The organism is Burkholderiaceae bacterium DAT-1, assembly GCA_019084025.1.
Taxonomy (GTDB): Bacteria; Pseudomonadota; Gammaproteobacteria; order Burkholderiales; family Chitinimonadaceae; genus DAT-1.
In genome coordinates, this window is sequence record JAHRBI010000003.1 from 287,561 (window position 1) to 304,837 (window position 17,277).

Sequence of the window (17,277 nt, forward strand, 5' to 3'; positions counted from 1 at the left end):
GTGCCAAGGTATGTGGTCTCATTTTCATACTGAGTACCCCCTCAGCAACTGGCGGTTTTCCCAGTCCACTCTCAGCAGGATGGCAAGCGCCATCAGGTTGGCCACCATGCCCGAGCCGCCAAAGCTCAGCAGTGGCAGGGTCAGGCCCTTGGTGGGCAGCAGGCCCATATTTACACCGATGTTGATGATTGACTGGAAGCCGATCCAGATCGCAATGCCCTGAGCCACCAGCGCGGCGTAATGGCGCTCCAGCTTGGCGGCGGTCAGGCCGATGGATACGGCACGCCACACCAGCCAGGTAAAGAGCAGAATCACCGCCACGACACCGACAAAACCCAGCTCTTCGGCGATGATGGCCATCAAAAAGTCCGTGTGGGCTTCCGGCAAATAGGACAGCTTTTCGACCGAGCCACCCAGCCCCACCCCGTCCCAGCCGCCGCGCCCGAAGGCAATTAGGGCATGCGAGAGCTGGTAGCCTTTGCCGTACGGATCTTTCCACGGATCCATAAAGCCGACCACCCGCGCCATCCGGTACGGTGAAATCAGCACGAAGCCAACAAAGCCGATCGCCAGCATCACTACCAGTCCGGCAAACAGCCGCCACTCGAATCCGCCCAGAAACAGGATGCCCATGGCAATCACGGTGACCACCGTCAGTGCACCGAAATCTGGCTCTTTCAGCAGCAGCACCCCGGTCACCAGCATCACCACGAACATCGGGAAGAAGCCTTTGAGCAGGTCGTTCATGTAGGTGGCTTTACGCACGGTGTAATCCGCGGCATACAGCACCACAAACAGCTTCACCAGTTCCGATGGCTGCAGATTGATGATCACCAGACTCAGCCAGCGCCGCGAGCCATTCACTTCGCGACCGACATGCGGAATCAGCACCAACACAAGCAAAGCTACCCCGCCTAGAAAGAGGTAGGGTGCATATTGCTGCCACGTACGGATCGGGAACTGGAAGGCAAATACGGCTGCGGCCAGCCCGACCACCAGAAAGATCACATGGCGCGTCACAAAGTAGGTTGCGCGGAAACCGGTATCCTTGTCGACCTCTGCCGAGGCGATCGACGCGGAATACACCATGACCAGACCGACCGCGAGCAGCATCAGCACCGACCACAACAGGGAGATGTCGTAGCCGTGCATGATCGGGCGGTGGCGCATGGCCTCATACCATTGTTTCACACGCCCTCCTGCAGCTGATTTACAGCAGCGATAAAGACTTCGGCGCGATGTGCGTAGTTGCGGAACATATCGAGACTGGCGCAGGCAGGCGACATCAGCACGGCATCACCCGACTGCGCGATGCGATGCGCAACCTTGACGGCGTCTGGCATGGAATTGCAATCGATTATCTCGATGCCTGTCTCAGCCAATGCGTCGCGAATCTGCGGTGCATCGCGGCCAATCAGGACAATCGCACGGCATTTGCCCATACAGGCAGCAGCCAGCGGGCTGAAATCCTGACCCTTGCCATCGCCACCAGCGATTAGCACCACGGGACGGGTCATGCCTTTTAGCGCGGCCTCGGTTGCACCCACATTGGTGCCCTTGGAATCGTCATACCAGCTCACGCCGCCCACTTCGCGGACAAACTCCACACGATGCGGCAGACCCTTGAATGCTTTTAACGCTGCCACCAGCGGCAAGGTCGGAAGACCAATTGCCCGAGTCAGCGCCAACGCAGCCAGTGCATTAGCTGCATTGTGCAGACCCGCAATTTTCATCTCGGAGGCCAGCATCAGTACAAAGTCACCGCACAGCAGCTCGAAATCCTGACCGACCTGACGCAGGCCATATTCGGTCGGACTGCGCGGCGCATCCAGACCAAACCAGTAGACCTGACGACCCGCACGCACCATGCCACGGCAGTAGCCATCTTCACGATTCAGCACCATGGCGCCCAGGCCGCCAAATACGCGCGATTTGGCGATCGCGTATTCCAGCATGGAGTCGTAGCGGTCGAGGTGATCCTCGCTGACATTCAGAACGGTTGCGGCATCTGCATTCAGGCTGAACGTGGTTTCCAGCTGGAAACTCGACAGCTCAAGTACCCATACATCCGGCGCAACCTGTTCGCCGGACTCGATTGCACGCAGGGCATCAAGCACCGGCAGGCCAATATTTCCTGCCACAATAGTGGCCAGACCGGCTGAAGCACACATCTCGCCGACCATGCTGGTCACGGTGGATTTACCGTTGGAACCCGTAATGGCAATGATCTTGCCCTTACCACGGCTTTCAGCACGGGCAAATAACTCGACATCACCGACGGCTTCGATACCGCTGGCAATGGCAGCCTGAATGGCAGGTTCGGCCAGCGCTACACCGGGACTCATCACAATCAGCTCGGTATCGGAAAAACTGGCCCCCGAAAATGGCCCTAACGCCACTTTGACGGATGGGTAGGTGCTGTTCAGCTCGGCCAGTCCCGGCGGCTGTTCGCGGTTGTCGACTACGCGGACAATTGCTTCCTGGCGAACGAGCCAGTGCACAGCGGACAGGCCGGTTGCACCCAGCCCCACCACAGTCACATGTTTGCCCTTGAGTATCATCGCCATTCCCTCGTTCGATTCTTTTTATTGAGCTGCTCAGCGCAGCTTCAGTGTCGCCAGACCGGCCAGCACCAATAGCATGGTGATGATCCAGAAGCGCACCACGACCTGCGTTTCTTTCCAGCCTTTCAGCTCGAAATGATGGTGCAGCGGTGCCATACGAAACACGCGCTTACCCGTGAGTTTGAAGCTGGCTACCTGAATCATCACGCTCAACGCTTCCACCACAAACACACCACCCATGATGAAGAGCACGATTTCCTGACGCACGATCACGGCCACGGTACCCAGCGCAGCACCCAGTGCAAGCGCACCCACATCGCCCATAAAGACTTCGGCGGGATAGGCGTTAAACCAGAGGAACCCTAAACCAGCCCCCGCAATGGCGGCACAGAACACAGCCAGCTCACCCGCGCCCGGAATATGAGGCAGCAACAGATAGGACGCGAATTTGGCATTCCCGGCTACATAGGCAAAGATTGCCAGCGCTGCAGCCACCATGACGGTTGGCATGATCGCCAGCCCATCTAGGCCATCAGTCAGGTTCACCGAATTTGACGTGCCGACAATCACAAAATAGGTCAGCGTCACAAAGCCGATTGCACCAAATGGATACGCCACTTCCTTGAAAAACGGCACAATGAATTCGGTATTGGCAGGCAGGCGCGCGGTATTGGCGAGATACAGACCCGCTGCAATGGCAATCACCGACTGCCACAGCATCTTGTAGCGTGCCGACAAGCCCTTCGGATCACGCAGGGCAACTTTTTTATAATCATCCACAAAGCCGATCACGCCGGTCGACATGGTCACGGCCAGCACGACCCACACAAACCGGTTGCTCAGATCGCCCCACAACAACGTGGTAATACCGATTGCCAGCAGAATCAGCGTGCCGCCCATGGTCGGCGTACCGGCCTTGACCAGATGCGACTGCGGTCCGTCATTGCGCACCGCCTGCCCCACCTTCAGCTCGGTGAGCTTGCGGATCACCCACGGCCCAAGCAGAAACGAGATAAACAGCGCGGTCATCGTGGCCAGCACGGCGCGCAGCGTGATGTAGTTAAATACGTTAAAGGCACGTACATTTGCGCCCAACAGATTGGCAAGCCATAGCAGCATCGCTTAATTCCCCTTGCCCTGAGTCGATTCAGACTCAATCAGCGCATCTATCACGCGTTCCATCTTCATGAAGCGCGACCCTTTGACCAGCACGGTACTGTCCGGCGTAATCGAATTTTTCAGTGCAGCAATCAGCTGCGGATGATCGGCAAAGCCTTGCCCCATCTCGCCAGCCACGTGAATCGCCGCATTCATCGCCGTACCGGTGACCAGCAGACGTTCGATGCCTAGCGAACGGGCATACGCGCAAATTTCTTCGTGGCGGGCAGGACCGGCTTCGCCCACTTCACCCATATCACCCAGCACCAGCACACGGTGGCCTGCAATATTGGCCAGCACATCGGCAGCGGCTTTCATGGAGGCCGGATTGGCGTTGTAGGTGTCATCAATCACTACAGCACCATTGGCGGCCTGCTTTTTCTGCAGGCGGCCTTTTACACCAGTGAATGCCACAAGACCCGCTACGATCTGTTCGAGCGTCAGGCCGATGGCCGAGCAGGCTGCAGCAGCGGCGAGCGCATTGCGCACCATATGCACGCCGGGTACGGCAACCGTCGCACGTGCCTGCTGGCCTGCCAGATGCAGGGTAAAGCTGCTGCTGAACGCATCGCCCGACACATCGCTGGCATGGACATCGCCCGCAGTCAGGCCGAAGCGCATGTAGTGACGACCGGTATTCAGGCTCTGCCAGTAAGTGGCAAAGTCATCATCCCCGTTCCAGATGGCGGTGCCACGTGCATCTAGGCCTTCGAATATTTCGCCCTTGGCGCGCGCCACCCCCTCGATCGAGCCGAGGAACTCCAGATGGCCAGCACCGGCGTTGTTGATCAGCGCAACCGTCGGGCGACCCATGGTGGTGAGATGGCGGATTTCGCCGAAATGGTTCATCCCCATTTCCAGCACCGCAACCTTGTGCGCCTTGCTCAGACGCAGCAGCATCTGCGGCACACCCATGTGATTGTTCAGATTGCCGACCGTGGCCAGCACGGCTGCATCGCCATAGGTCGAACGTAGAATGGCCGCGATCATTTCCTTGACGCTGGTCTTGCCGTTCGAGCCCGTTACCGCAATCAGCGGCAGGTCGAAGCGATTGCGCCAGGCAGCGGCAATGCGGCCGAAGGCCAGCACGCCGTCGTCCACTTCAATGACCGACATCCCGGTGATATCCACCCGACCTGTTTCAACCACCACTGCGACTGCACCCAGCTCGAGTGCCTTGTGCGCAAAGTCGTGACCATCAAAGGTCTCGCCGCGAATGGCGATAAACACATCACCCGGCCGGATATCACGGCTATCGGTACTGATACGCGTGCACACCTGCGATGCATCCCCGTGCAGGGTGCCTTGCATGGCAGTGGCAATGTCTCCAAGGCGCATCTCAAACATGGTGCACCTCCGCCCAGATCTTCAGGGCTTTGATTGTTTCTTCGTGATCGCTGAAATGACGCTTCACGCCTGCCACGTCCTGATAGGCTTCGTGACCTTTGCCTGCGATCAGCACGATATCGCCTGCTCGTGCAGCTGCAATTGCAGCTGCAATGGCCTCGGCACGGTCGGCGTTTACATGTGGACTGACGTCAGCAGGTACACCCGCCAGAATGTCGGCGATGATGGCATCGGGTTGTTCGGTACGCGGATTGTCGCTGGTCACAAATGCCTGATCCGCCAGACGACAGGCCAGCTCGCCCATCACTGGTCGCTTGCTGCGGTCGCGATCGCCGCCGCAGCCAAACACGCATAGCAGCTTCTGCTCGCCTGCCAGTGTCTCACGCAGGGTTTCAAGGGCCTTTTCCAGCGCATCCGGCGTGTGGGCATAGTCCACCACCACCAGCGGCTGATTGCCCCCGCCCAGCCGGTCCATGCGGCCAACCGCCGAGCGAATCGACGACAGCGTGGCGCAGGCGATATCCAGCGGCACATCGCTGACTAGCAATACACCCAGGCATCCCAGCAGGTTATAGGCATTGAAGCGGCCAATCAGGCTGCTTTGAATCAGGCCTTTACCCCAGGGCGTATCCACTTCCATTCGGACACCATCGATACCCAGCTGCAAGCTGGTTGCACGAATATCCCCCTGCTCCAGACCATAGCCGACAAAGCGGGCAGATCCGCCACGCTTGAGCAGTTCGGCACCAAAGGCGTCATCTGCGTTGATCACAGCGGCCTTCAGGCCTTCCCACTGGAACAGGCGTGCCTTGGCCTCGCCATAGGCGGCCATGGTGCCGTGATAGTCGAGGTGGTCAAGCGTGAGGTTGGTAAACAGCGCGACATCAAAGCACACACCATGCGCACGACCTTGCTCTAGCGCGTGCGAAGACACTTCCATCGCCAGATGGGTGGCGCCTGCATCGACAAACTTGCGCAGCAGCGGCTGCATCGCCAGAGCAGGCGGTGTGGTGTGGGTGGGCTCTTCGAGTTGATCTAGCAGGCCATAACCAAGCGTACCGAGCAATGCAGTCGGCTTGCCCAGCGCAGTAAAGGCCTGAGCCAGCCAGTGCGCCGTGCTGGTTTTGCCATTGGTGCCGGTCACGCCAACCGTCCACAGCTGCTCGCCGGGATTGCCCAGCACATGCCCGAGCACAATGCCGGTGAGCGCGGTCAGGCCCGGAACGGCCAGATTGGGGACGGATACATGCGCAGGCCAGACAAAGCCTTCCGGCTCCCACAATACAGCCGCTGCGCCACGCGCCACGGCTACGTCAATATACTGGCGTCCATCTGATTGAACGCCTGGCGAAGCCAGAAACACGTCCCCCGCTTCTACGAGGCGACTATCCGCGACCAGCCGACGCCCAGCCGCCAGTGCATCCACTGCGGTCCAGTCAGGCGTTGATAATTCCCAGCTCGCGGGCTTCACATTTCCTCCTTGAAATCGTCATTCGCGGGTGGTGGTCCAAACAGGTTCTGCGCCGGCGCATCGGGCGGAATACCCATCATGCGCAGAGAACCTGCCACCACCGCACTGAATACCGGGGCGGCCACATCGCCACCCATATATTTTCCACCGCTCGGCTCGTCGATCATCACCGCCACAATCAGGCGCGGATCGGAAATCGGGGCAATCCCTACAAACGAACCGACATATTTATGTCCTGCGTAACTGCCGCCTTCCAGCTTGTGGGCGGTACCTGTCTTACCGCCTACGCGGTAGCCCACCACCTGCGCCTTTTTGGCTGTACCGCCCGGCAAGGTCACCATTTCCAGCATCTTGCGCACGGCGGCTGCGGTTTCCGGTTTCAGGATCCGCTTGCCCGGCATCGGCGCCACCAGACGCTGAAAGGTAATCGGACGGATCTCGCCATCCGTTGCAAATATCTGGTATGCCCGCGCAATCTGCATCAGGCTCACCGAAATCCCGTGGCCGTACGACATGGTGGCCTGATCAATCGGTACCCAGTGCTTCCACGCCCGCAACCTGCCACTTGCCTCACCCGGGAAACCGCTATGCGGCGGCTGGCCAAAGCCCAGGCTATCGTAGTAGTCCCACAGTGTTTCCCGATCCATCATCAGCTGGATGCGCGACGCACCCACATTGCTGGACATCTGGATCACCTGCTCCACGGTGATATTGCCGTGGGCATGCGTATCGTGAATCACTGCCGGTCCGATCGACATCAGGCCATTGCCGGTCGGGATAAGGCTCTGCGGCGTCACCTTACCCGAGTCGATGCCCAACGCTGCCGTAAACGGCTTCATGGTCGAACCCGGCTCGTAGGTATCGGTCAGCGCCCGGTTGCGTCGTGCAGCCGGATCCATTTTCTGCCGGTTGTTCGGGTTGAACGTAGGCATATTGGCCAGCGCCAGCACTTCGCCACTGCGCGCATCCAGCACCACGATCCCGCCACCCTTGGCGTTATTGTCCTCAACTGCCTTTTTCAGCTCGCGGAACGCCAGATACTGAATCTTGCTGTCCAGCGACAGGGTAAGCGTCTGGCCATCTTTGGGTTTCTCGACGCTGGCGACGTTTTCCACAATGAAGCCGCGTCTGTCCTTGATGACCTGTCTGCTACCCGCCTTGCCCGCGAGCATTTTCTCCCGCGTCAGCTCAAAGCCTTCTTGCCCCTTGTTGTCGATGCCGGTAAAGCCAATCACATGAGCCATCACCTCGCCCGCAGGGTAGAAACGGCGGAATTCCTGCTGCTTGAATACGCCCGGAATCCCCAGTCGCATCACCCGTTCGGCCGCTTCGGGGTTCATCTGCCGGCGCAGGAACACAAAATCGCGATCCCGGTCTGCCAGCTTGCGGCGGATTTCTTCAAGCGGCACTTCCAGTGTTCTGGCCAGCTCCTGAATCTGAGCCGGGGTCAGATCGTCCATTTCTTTCGGGCTGGCCCACACCGTTTGTACCGGTGAAGAAATCGCCAGCGGTTCACCATTGCGGTCGGTGATCATGCCGCGATTGGCATCCAGTGACAGCCGCCGCTCGTAGCGCGCCGCCCCCTGCTCTCTCAGATAGGTGCGCTGGTAGCCCTGCAACCATGCCGCACGTCCGATCAGCAGCAAAAACAGCCCTGCCAGACCACCAAACACCACCCACGAGCGCCAGGGCTGCAACTCATGCGCCTGGGTACGTTTATTGCGGTACGCCATCGTTAACGACCACCTACCACAACCTGGGTATGCGCCGCATCCGGCACATGCATGCCCAGACGCCCCGAAGCTTCGCGTTCAATCCGCGAATGCATGGCCCACGTACTTTGCTCCAACTGTAGCTGCCCCCATTCCACGTCCAGCTGCTTGGCTTCTGACTGCGCCTTTTGCAACTCGACAAATGACTTTCTGGCCTTGTGTTGCGAGGTGACAATCCCCATTGCACACACAATGATGACCAGCATCAGGAGCAGATTCAGACGAATCATGCAGGCGCTCCCGTGCGCGCACCGATGCGAAGAATCGCGCTGCGGGCACGTGGGTTGGCTGCTACTTCATCTGCACTGGCACGTACAGGTTTACCCACGATCTTCAGCGGTGCTTCGCCAATATCGGCAGCACGGACAGGCACCTTCGACGGCAGCTTGTCTGCTGTCGATTTGTCAGCCATGAAACGCTTGACGATACGGTCTTCCAGCGAATGGAAGGCAATCACCGACAGACGTCCGCCTTCGTTCAGCCGAGCCATCGCCTGAGGCAGGGTCAGCGACAGTTCCTCAAGCTCGCGATTGATGAAAATCCGTATAGCCTGGAAGGTACGCGTCGCCGGATCCTGACCCGGCTCCCGCTTCCAGATCGTGTCTGCCACGATCTTGGCAAGTTGCCTTGTAGTGGTGACGGGCTGTTCCGCCCTAGCTGCAACAATCGCACCTGCAACCTGTTTAGCAAACCGCTCTTCGCCATAATCTCGAATGACCTCCGCAATATCGTCGCGGTCAGCGGTAGCGAGCCATTCGGCCGCTGTCTGACCACGGGTGGTGTCCATACGCATGTCGAGCGGTGCATCGAAGCGGAAACTGAATCCGCGTGCACCGTCATCCAGCTGGGGCGAGGACACGCCCAGATCCATCAACACACCATCCACGCGTGCCAGCCCGAGATCATCGAGCGCCTGCGCAAATGCCGAAAAACCTTCATGAACAATGGTGAAGCGCGGATCGTCGATGGTCCGGGCATTGGCCACGGCTTCGGGATCGCGATCAAAGGCAATCAGGCGGCCATTGGGGCCAAGCCTCGAGAGAATGAGGCGGGAATGCCCGCCCCGACCATAGGTACAGTCGACGTAAACGCCGTCCGGTCGAATGGCCAGCGCGTCTACCGCCTCGTTAAGAAGCACAGTGACATGAGAAAACGGCGCGGCACTCACAGTACGAATCCATCCAGTTGCGCCGCGATGTCTGCAGGTGACATGGCCATCGCGGCGGCGGTTTGTGCATGCCAGCGGGTTTCGTCCCACAACTCAAATTTGCTGCCCAGACCGACCAGTGCTACCGACTTATCCAGTACAGCGAACTGGCGCAAGGTGGGCGACACCAGAATACGGCCAGCCGAATCCATTTCCACGTCCTCTGCATGCCCCAGAATCAGGCGTTGCAGTGCGCGGGCTTGCGGATTGAAAGCGGGCAGGTTGTTGAGTTTGTCGCGGACAGGAACCCACGCGGCATGCGGGTAAATCAACAGACATTGGCTAGGGTCGACGGTCACCACCAAATGGCCGGCGCAGGACTCGAGCAAGGCATCGCGATGCCTGGCCGGAATCGCCAGACGCCCTTTGCTGTCGAGATTAAGAATGGCTACGCCGCCAAACATGTTGCCGCCAGAACCCGCTATGCGGAAGTTGGTCTATCTCGGGAAGGTGGGCCACAATTCACCACTTTCCACCACTTATACCCACTATAGTGTATCAAAACGCTAAGGGTCAAGCTGAGCCACCAGAGAAAATTGTTTTTGCTACAATCACTTACGCGCATTCCCGACGGATTTACCCGAACGGAATAACTCATAAGAATGAATAACTTACGCACACATGCAAAAGTGGTGCATGAATAGTCCACCTAAGTGAATGGGGAATTCCTGATGAAACTGCGACTGATTGCACTGTTGTTTTGTGGGCAATTGATACTGCTGACAGGCTGTGCCGAGCTGCGCCAGACCGGCCAGACACTGCGTGACGACAATGGAGCGCTGATGGATGCAGAGGACAAATTTCTGGGTGAGCAGCGTTACCGCATTACCATGCGCGGCTCATCTCTGATTCTGGATGGTCAGGTGGAACAGCAATTCAAGCGTCACGCAGAGAAGCTGGCCAAAACCAAAGGCTGCCGTGACTGGAAAACACTGGACTATCGGGCTGGCAATGAAAACACCTTGCTGGGCGCACGCCGCTACGTCGAAGCCACGATTCAGTGCCTGCCTTAACAAATGCTCGAACGTGTTCTGAAAGTTGGATTACCGCTACTGGGGATCGTCATTTTGCTGAGATGCTTTCTGCCCGCACACATGAGGGCGAGATTGCATCAAGCAGTCGTATGGATGGCCTGGCTGCTCCTCGGAAGCGCGATGATTATCCTTGCCTACACCCTCATGCAGCACATGACTGCCAGCATGCACCGCTAACGAACTGCTCACGCAGGACTATGCGTTGTCAGGCATCCGACAAGGGCACTGTGTCGCCTGCAGCTTGCTCGGTGTCCTGCATTGACTGCAACAGTAGCGCCAGACTACGGTGCAGATCGCGCAAGGTACCATAAGGCAATCGCTCCAGCGCATCGGGCAACAATCCCTTAACTGGACCAGGCGCCTTGGCCATCAGCGCCACACTGGTTTCAGTCGCAAACAAGGCCTGAGCCCGCCCATCCTTGCTGCAACGCTCGCGGCGGATATGGCCAAGTTCGACCAGCTTCTCGACAAGATTGCTGGTAGTGGACTGATGCAGGGACATTTCTTCTGCCAACTGAGTCACGCGTAGGCCAGGCTTGTCCACAACAACAGACAACGCCCACAACTGTGCTCCACTGATCCCGAGCGCATCTTCAACAATCTGGAAATGCTTGCGGACAGATTTGAAAATGATACGGAACTGCTTCAGTACAGCCACATCAAGCTGAAGGTCATCGCCGATTTGGCTTTCGTTTTTGTACATGATGAATGGATGCCAGACAAATACTGAGGCGGACTGCTCACCAGCCCATCCCAATCATAAGGAAATAAAAACTCGGCTCCATCATATGTGATTTCGCTGCGATGTTCATCGATTAACGCTGATGCCAGCGTTTATGCTGGCAATCGTCATACACATACGGATTTCAGTAAACTGTGGCGGGATCGCTTCAATTCGTCGCATCCTCGCTGACCAGGCACTTACCCGGCTGCCACAATGCATGCTCTCCACCTTTGACGATACCAACCATCATGTTGAAACTGCCACGCACCACCGTGACTGCCATCATCTTGCTGAACTTACTCGGTGGCTGCGCCGTTCTGGATCCTCATCGTGTCGTTGCCAGACGCCTCGACCATCTTGGACAGGGAGCTGCGCCACTAACAACAGAAACCCGGATCGCTGCATTCAATGAAGTCTGGGAAACCATCAATGAGCGTTATCTCGATCCATCCTTTAATGGCGTAGACTGGAAGGCCGTTGGCGAGCGCTATCGTGAAGCCGCACTGGCCGCGGCGGATGACCGCGCTTTCTGGCGCCAGCTGGACAAAATGGCGGGCGAGCTGCGCGACTCGCATACTCGCGTCGAATCGCCCGAGCGCTATGAACTCTTGCGTAAGGCTCGGGTGGCCAGCATCGGGGTATCCATCAATCTGGATGGCGACACAATCTATCTCGATGCAGTTCGCATGGGCAGCGAAGCATGGTTAAAGGGGCTTCGTCCTGGCATGAAGGTCGTAAAAATCGATCAAGTCGATGCCACACGCTGGTGGACTCAGAATGAAGCAGACGCACGCAAAGGCTCGACACCGCAAACCGCCGCACGCTATATCAATGCGCTGCTCAGTGCATCATCGGGCGACAGCCGTACACTCACGATTGCCAACGAATCCGGATCACGCGACATTGTCCTCATGCGCAACGTATATGATGCGCCCGCGAGCATCTCTGCCCAAAAGCTCGCGGGCAATATAGGCTATTTGCGGTTTACCGGATTTTCGGCAGATATCCGTACTGCCACGCTGGAAGGACTGGCATCATTGAAGCAGTCCAAAGGGCTGATTATTGACCTTCGCGGCAATCCCGGCGGGGATTTGCGCTTTGCCCGCACATTTGTTGACCAGTTTTTCAAGGGACATCGCGATGGCGGCCAATCTCAGACCCGTGATGGCAAGCCCGTATCGATGTTGCTGGGCATGATCACTCTGGTCCCTGAAAAAATGGATATCGAGGGTGTAGACCAGCCGCTGGAACAACCGGTCGTGATCCTGCAAAATAGCAGCAGCGGCAGCGCGTCGGAATTTACTGCTTCAATGCTGCAGGACTCCGGCCGCGTTCGCGTCGTTGGAGAGGTAAGCTGTGGCTGTCTACTGGGCTTTCTTGGTTTAAAGCCCATCATCGGTGGCGGCGCACTGGCCTACTCCGAACTCGGCTTCACGTCTCCGAAAGGCCGCCGCATCGAAGGCATGGGCGTACAACCGGATGTACTGGTTCGCCCGACCTACGCGCAACTCGCCGCTGGCCGCGACCCGCAGTTCGAGGCCGCCCTTGATGAACTCAACCGCATGATTGCGGAAAAAGCAGAAAAGAAACCTTCATGACCCTGTTATCCCCCGAACAGTTTGCTGCCTTTCTGGGCGCCGCCGTGCTGGTGACCCTCTCACCCGGACCGGACAATCTGATGGTGCTGAGTCTGGGCGCTGCAAAGGGGCGGCTGCGCGGCATGGCGTTCGGGCTGGGCTGCGCAGCAGGGTGTATCAGCCACACGGTGCTGGCAGCACTGGGCGTCAGCGCACTCATCGCGGCCTCGCCGCTGGCCTTTACGATGCTGAAAATTGCAGGTGGGCTCTATCTGGTGCGCATGGGCTGGATGGCGATCCGCAGCTCGGGCAAAACCGATCTGAATGCCGCCACCTCGGATGAAACGGCTGGCAAGCTCTTTATGAAAGGTGTGATTGCCAATGCCATCAATCCCAAGGTGGTGATGTTCTTTCTGGCCTTCCTGCCGCAATTCGTGGTCGCAGCACGCGGCGATGCACCGTGGCAGATCGCCCAGCTCGGCCTCACCTTCACCCTGCAGGCCGCCGTACTCTTCGGTACGCTCGGCTATTTCGCCGGACACATCGGCCAGTGGCTTAACCGTCACGAACACGCCGGCCTCTGGCTGGATCGCGTGGCGGGGACGATTTTTATCGGGCTGGGTCTGAAACTGATCATTTCGCGGTAAATCCCCCTTTCGACTGACGGTAGCGCGCACCCACCCACATCATGCGCGCCTTCAACCGTCGGTCGATGTCAACTCATTTTGTTCAGGCCAACAGGTTTACAAAAGTAAGGTAGATCGGCGAAGATTGCGGGTTACCCCGGAAAACGCATTGGTAGATATGCCTTTCCGGAGCCGTTGCACCGTTATTTGCTGTTCATGCCTTATGCTGCCTTATAAAGAAGCCGACATTACCCGTTTTTTCGATGACACCACCGTTGCCCGTGGGCGTAGAGCCTATGTGCAGGGACACGCCCAGTCGGTCGTGTTTACCGAGGACGATGCCCGCATCGACGCCTCGGTCGAGGAAGGCGATGGCCCCCCCGTCGAAGTCCGTGTCCATGTGATGCCTGGCCCCCGGAACACTGCATTGTTCCAGAGCCGCTGTGGCTGCAGCGAAGGCAAGGATTGCAAGCACGTGGTTGCAACGCTCCTACAGGCGCTGGAAGAAGATGCCGGCACCGAAGAGGTGGCTGAGGCCGCACCCGCAGCGGGCAAGGTCGTGCCAAACTGGCTGGCTGGTCTGGTACCGGGCAATGCCCCGGTTGCCCGCAAGACCAGCTCGGCCATGGCCATCCACAAACTGTTTTATGTGGTGCGTGACGAGCCGGGTGTGGTTCACCTGAGCCTGCATCAGGCGCGCCCGCTCAAGCGCGGTGGCTATGGCGCACCGACGCCCTTCAAGCCCGAAAAGCGCGGTGAATCCGAATGGCTGGAACCCATCGACCACGAATTACTGGACGCACTGGCCACGCTGACACCCGTCCATGAGAGCGAATTCCTGATTCCCAAGGAAACCGGCCTTGAGCTGCTGCGCAAGCTGGTCGCCACCGAACGCTGTCACTGGCTCGATCTGACCGATGGTGCGCTGCAATTCTCGCGTGGCCGCGATGCCAAGCTGGTCTGGCAGATTGATGCACAGGCGCGCCAGAAGCCGGAACTCATCGTCGAGCCCGAAGTGGACTGCATTCTGGCCATCGACCCGCTGTACTACATCGAAGGCACCGAACTGGGCGAGTTGAAGATTGATCTGCCGCCGGCAGACTTGTTGTCTACGCTGGCGATGCGCGCCGTTGAGCCCGATCTGGTACAGGGCGTACGCGACAGCCTGCCAACGCATGTGCCAAAACCAGCGCTGCTGGAAGAAGGCGGCCACATGCAGCTGGTACCGCGCGGTCGTCTGCATTTTGTGAGCATGCCGAGCTGGGAACTCTCCACCTGGGTGACGCCGGAATGGGCCCGCGATGCGATGCTGGATCTGGTGGTGTTCGGTGTGGATTACGACGGACTGGCCATCAAGCCTTCCGACAAGCGCCCCACACTTACCCGCTGGCAGGATGAAAAGGTCTGGCGTATCGATCGCGACCTTGTCACTGAATCGATTATTACCGAACGCTTCTCGCAACTGGGTCTGATTGCCCTGAACGAGCTGGAACCGGCCTTTGGCCCGGATGCACGCGGCTATTACACGATTTCGCCGGGTAGCAAGCGCAAAGGTCACAATGGCGATGGCTGGAACCGTCTGGTAGAAGACAGCCTGCCAGCGCTGCGCCGCGAAGGCTGGATTGTCGATTTCGAAGCTGACTTCCACTATGGCTTTATCGAGCCGGAAAGCTGGCACATCGACATTCAGGATTCGACCGGACTGGACTGGTTCGGCCTGACCCTGGAAGTGGACATCAATGGCGAACGCCGTCCGCTGCTGCCGATCCTGATCAACCTGATCGCCGAATACCCGACACCGGAATCGCTGCCGAAGGAAGGCCGCGTCCGCGTGAAGACCGACCGTGGCGAAGTGCTGGGTCTGCCAATTGCGCGTATCCGCCCGATGGTCGAAACATTGTGGGATCTGTTCAACGGCAGCAATCACGATGGTCGTACCCTGAAGCTGGGTCGCTATGATGCGGCACGTCTGGCCGAACTTTCGGGTATCCCGGAACTCACCGATGTGCAATGGCATGGTGCCGATCACTGGCGCGATCTGGGCATGAAGCTGGCCAATCTGGGTGGTCTGAAGGAAACAGCCACCCCGGCCGGCCTGAAGGCAACACTCCGTCCGTATCAGCAGCAGGGTCTCTCATGGATGCAGACGCTGGCTGAAGCAGGCTTTGGCGGCGTGCTGGCCGATGATATGGGTCTGGGCAAAACCGTGCAGACACTGTCGCACCTCGTCGCCGAAAAAGAATCCGGCATGATGGACGGCCCGTGCATGATCGTGGCGCCGACCAGTCTGGTGCACAACTGGAAGCGTGAATCTGAACGCTTTGCCCCCGGTCTGAAAGTGACCGTACTGCACGGCCCGGATCGCCACAATATGTATCGCTATGTGGCTGGCTCCGATCTGGTGATTACCACCTATCCGCTGCTGGGTCGCGATCAGGAATTCCTGCAGAAGCAGAAATGGCATTTGCTGGTACTCGATGAAGCCCAGCAGATTAAAAATCCCAAGAGCCAGGCTGCACAAGCTGTGCGTGCGCTGGAAACCAAGCACCGTCTGTGCCTGACCGGTACGCCGATGGAGAACCATCTGGGCGAGCTGTGGTCGCTGTTCGACTTCCTATTGCCGGGCTGGCTCGGCGACGAAAAGGGCTTCCGCAAGCAGTGGCGCAGCCCGATTGAAAAGCACGGCAATATGGATCGCCGGAACTTGCTGTCGCGTCGTATTGCGCCCTTCCTGCTGCGCCGGACCAAGGAACAGGTGGCCACCGAACTGCCACCGAAAACCGAAACGATTCAGTACGTGGAGCTGGAAGGCCCGCAGCGCGATCTGTACGAAACCGTGCGCCTCACCATGGATGCGCGCGTGCGTGAAGAAATCGCCCGCCGTGGCGCCGGTCAGAGCCAGATTGTGATTCTGGATGCGCTCCTGAAGCTGCGTCAGGTGTGCTGTGATCCGCGCCTGGTGAAGGCCGATTCGGCGCGCGCCCTGCCCTCAGCCAAGCTGGAAGCGCTGATCGAAATGGTGACCGAACTGGCCGAGGAAGGTCGCCGCATTCTGGTATTCTCGCAGTTCACCTCGATGCTGACGCTCATCTCCAATGAGCTGAAGAAGCAGAAGATCGACTATGTGATTCTGACCGGCGACACCGCCGATCGCGCCACACCGGTCGAACGCTTCCAGGCAGGCAATGTGCCAGTGTTCCTGATCAGCTTGAAGGCTGGTGGCGTGGGCTTGAACCTGACTGCCGCCGATACCGTGATCCACTTCGATCCATGGTGGAACCCGGCAGCAGAAAATCAGGCAACCGACCGTGCCTATCGGATTGGTCAGGACAAGCCGGTGTTCGTGTACAAGCTGGTGGCTAAAGGCACCGTGGAAGAGCGCATTATCGAACTGCAACGCCGCAAGGCCGAACTGGCCGCCGGCGTGCTGGGCGAAGAAGGCGCTGCCCTCACTGCGCTGTCGACCGACGAACTGGTCAAACTGTTCGCACCGATCGAGTAAGCAAGCTGAAAGCAGGCGGAGACGTTCATATGGAATGCCGTAGCGGATGCGCCGCCTGCTGTATCGCCCCGTCGATTTCGAGTCCTATTCCGGGCATGCCGAATGGCAAGCCCGCAGGTGTTCACTGCGTTCAGCTAGATGCCGACTTGCGCTGCAAGATCTTTGGTCAGCCGGAACGACCGGCAGTATGCGGAGGCCTGCAGCCTTCGATAGAGATGTGCGGCAGCAGCCGCGATGCTGCGCTCATCTGGCTGACTCAGCTGGAAGCTGCGACCCGCCCTTGAGATAGAAGACG

General features: G+C 58.6%; 15 protein-coding genes. 5 read left to right on the forward strand and 10 right to left on the reverse strand.

Annotation, left to right across the window (positions count from 1 at the left end; all coding sequences use genetic code 11):
- Positions 1-24 precede the first annotated feature (24 nt).
- Genes ftsW through mraZ form a run of 9 tightly spaced genes read right to left on the reverse strand, consistent with a single transcriptional unit; the run spans position 25 to position 9,923 of the window.
- Positions 25-1,191 (reverse strand): putative lipid II flippase FtsW, encoded by a 1,167-nt coding sequence (gene ftsW / locus KSF73_07345; protein MBV1775530.1) that lies wholly within the window; start codon positions 1,189-1,191, stop codon positions 25-27.
- Positions 1,188-2,561 (reverse strand): UDP-N-acetylmuramoyl-L-alanine--D-glutamate ligase, encoded by a 1,374-nt coding sequence (gene murD / locus KSF73_07350; GenBank protein MBV1775531.1) that lies wholly within the window; start codon positions 2,559-2,561, stop codon positions 1,188-1,190. Before murD ends, ftsW begins: the two co-directional genes overlap by 4 nt.
- A gap of 36 nt (positions 2,562-2,597) precedes the next feature.
- Positions 2,598-3,683: a phospho-N-acetylmuramoyl-pentapeptide-transferase gene (gene mraY, locus KSF73_07355; GenBank protein MBV1775532.1), complete on the reverse strand. Its 1,086-nt coding sequence runs from the start codon at positions 3,681-3,683 to the stop codon at positions 2,598-2,600.
- A gap of 3 nt (positions 3,684-3,686) precedes the next feature.
- Entirely contained in the window at positions 3,687-5,069 is a 1,383-nt protein-coding gene (locus tag KSF73_07360; protein ID MBV1775533.1) for a UDP-N-acetylmuramoyl-tripeptide--D-alanyl-D-alanine ligase, read from the reverse strand.
- Entirely contained in the window at positions 5,062-6,540 is a 1,479-nt protein-coding gene (locus tag KSF73_07365; protein MBV1775534.1) for a UDP-N-acetylmuramoyl-L-alanyl-D-glutamate--2,6-diaminopimelate ligase, read from the reverse strand. The genes KSF73_07360 and KSF73_07365 overlap by 8 nt, the downstream gene beginning before the upstream one ends.
- Entirely contained in the window at positions 6,537-8,273 is a 1,737-nt protein-coding gene (locus tag KSF73_07370; GenBank protein MBV1775535.1) for a penicillin-binding protein 2, read from the reverse strand. Before KSF73_07370 ends, KSF73_07365 begins: the two co-directional genes overlap by 4 nt.
- Positions 8,274-8,275: 2 nt before the next feature.
- Positions 8,276-8,542 carry a cell division protein FtsL gene (gene ftsL, locus KSF73_07375; protein ID MBV1775536.1) on the reverse strand — a complete coding sequence of 89 codons (267 nt, stop codon included), beginning with the start codon at positions 8,540-8,542 and terminating at the stop codon, positions 8,276-8,278.
- Complete coding sequence (rsmH, locus tag KSF73_07380) at positions 8,539-9,489, reverse strand: 16S rRNA (cytosine(1402)-N(4))-methyltransferase RsmH (protein ID MBV1775537.1); 951 nt, start codon at positions 9,487-9,489, stop codon at positions 8,539-8,541. The genes ftsL and rsmH overlap by 4 nt, the downstream gene beginning before the upstream one ends.
- Positions 9,477-9,923: a division/cell wall cluster transcriptional repressor MraZ gene (gene mraZ, locus KSF73_07385; protein ID MBV1775538.1), complete on the reverse strand. Its 447-nt coding sequence runs from the start codon at positions 9,921-9,923 to the stop codon at positions 9,477-9,479. Before mraZ ends, rsmH begins: the two co-directional genes overlap by 13 nt.
- A gap of 267 nt (positions 9,924-10,190) precedes the next feature.
- On the opposite strand from mraZ, the gene KSF73_07390 reads away from it, so the two are divergent.
- Positions 10,191-10,532, forward strand: coding sequence for a hypothetical protein (locus KSF73_07390; protein MBV1775539.1), 342 nt, complete (start codon positions 10,191-10,193; stop codon positions 10,530-10,532).
- A 226-nt stretch (positions 10,533-10,758) separates the two neighbouring features.
- Here the strand turns inward: KSF73_07390 and KSF73_07395 are convergent, their stop codons facing one another.
- The gene (locus tag KSF73_07395) at positions 10,759-11,256 is read right to left on the reverse strand and encodes a MarR family winged helix-turn-helix transcriptional regulator (protein MBV1775540.1); all 498 of its coding nucleotides are present in this window, start codon (positions 11,254-11,256) and stop codon (positions 10,759-10,761) included.
- 269 nt (positions 11,257-11,525) lie between these two features.
- Between KSF73_07395 and KSF73_07400 the strand changes: the two genes are divergently transcribed.
- From KSF73_07400 to KSF73_07415, 4 genes are all read left to right on the forward strand, one after another.
- A complete protein-coding gene (locus KSF73_07400; GenBank protein MBV1775541.1) occupies positions 11,526-12,875 on the forward strand; it encodes a hypothetical protein in 1,350 nt (449 codons plus the stop codon).
- Positions 12,872-13,501 (forward strand): LysE family translocator, encoded by a 630-nt coding sequence (locus tag KSF73_07405; GenBank protein ID MBV1775542.1) that lies wholly within the window; start codon positions 12,872-12,874, stop codon positions 13,499-13,501. Before KSF73_07400 ends, KSF73_07405 begins: the two co-directional genes overlap by 4 nt.
- A 202-nt stretch (positions 13,502-13,703) precedes the next feature.
- On the forward strand, positions 13,704-16,982 hold the full coding sequence (locus KSF73_07410) for a DEAD/DEAH box helicase (GenBank protein MBV1775543.1): 3,279 nt from the start codon (positions 13,704-13,706) through the stop codon (positions 16,980-16,982).
- A 29-nt stretch (positions 16,983-17,011) separates the two neighbouring features.
- Positions 17,012-17,266, forward strand: a complete 255-nt coding sequence (locus KSF73_07415) for a YkgJ family cysteine cluster protein (GenBank protein ID MBV1775544.1) — start codon at positions 17,012-17,014, stop codon at positions 17,264-17,266.
- The last annotated feature ends 11 nt before the right edge of the window (positions 17,267-17,277 follow it).

Excerpts from the sequence above, each read along its gene's own strand:
- ftsL (MBV1775536.1), bottom strand. The coding sequence starts at position 8,542 with ATGATTCGTCTGAATCTGCTCCTGATGCTGGTCATCATTGTGTGTGCA.
- KSF73_07400 (MBV1775541.1), top strand. The coding sequence starts at position 11,526 with ATGTTGAAACTGCCACGCACCACCGTGACTGCCATCATCTTGCTGAAC.
- KSF73_07395 (MBV1775540.1), bottom strand. The coding sequence starts at position 11,256 with ATGTACAAAAACGAAAGCCAAATCGGCGATGACCTTCAGCTTGATGTG.
- KSF73_07360 (MBV1775533.1), bottom strand. The coding sequence starts at position 5,069 with ATGTTTGAGATGCGCCTTGGAGACATTGCCACTGCCATGCAAGGCACC.
- murD (MBV1775531.1), bottom strand. The coding sequence starts at position 2,561 with ATGATACTCAAGGGCAAACATGTGACTGTGGTGGGGCTGGGTGCAACC.
- KSF73_07390 (MBV1775539.1), top strand. The coding sequence starts at position 10,191 with ATGAAACTGCGACTGATTGCACTGTTGTTTTGTGGGCAATTGATACTG.
- KSF73_07410 (MBV1775543.1), top strand. The coding sequence starts at position 13,704 with ATGCTGCCTTATAAAGAAGCCGACATTACCCGTTTTTTCGATGACACC.
- mraZ (MBV1775538.1), bottom strand. The coding sequence starts at position 9,923 with ATGTTTGGCGGCGTAGCCATTCTTAATCTCGACAGCAAAGGGCGTCTG.
- KSF73_07405 (MBV1775542.1), top strand. The coding sequence starts at position 12,872 with ATGACCCTGTTATCCCCCGAACAGTTTGCTGCCTTTCTGGGCGCCGCC.
- mraY (MBV1775532.1), bottom strand. The coding sequence starts at position 3,683 with ATGCTGCTATGGCTTGCCAATCTGTTGGGCGCAAATGTACGTGCCTTT.
- KSF73_07415 (MBV1775544.1), top strand. The coding sequence starts at position 17,012 with ATGGAATGCCGTAGCGGATGCGCCGCCTGCTGTATCGCCCCGTCGATT.
- KSF73_07370 (MBV1775535.1), bottom strand. The coding sequence starts at position 8,273 with ATGGCGTACCGCAATAAACGTACCCAGGCGCATGAGTTGCAGCCCTGG.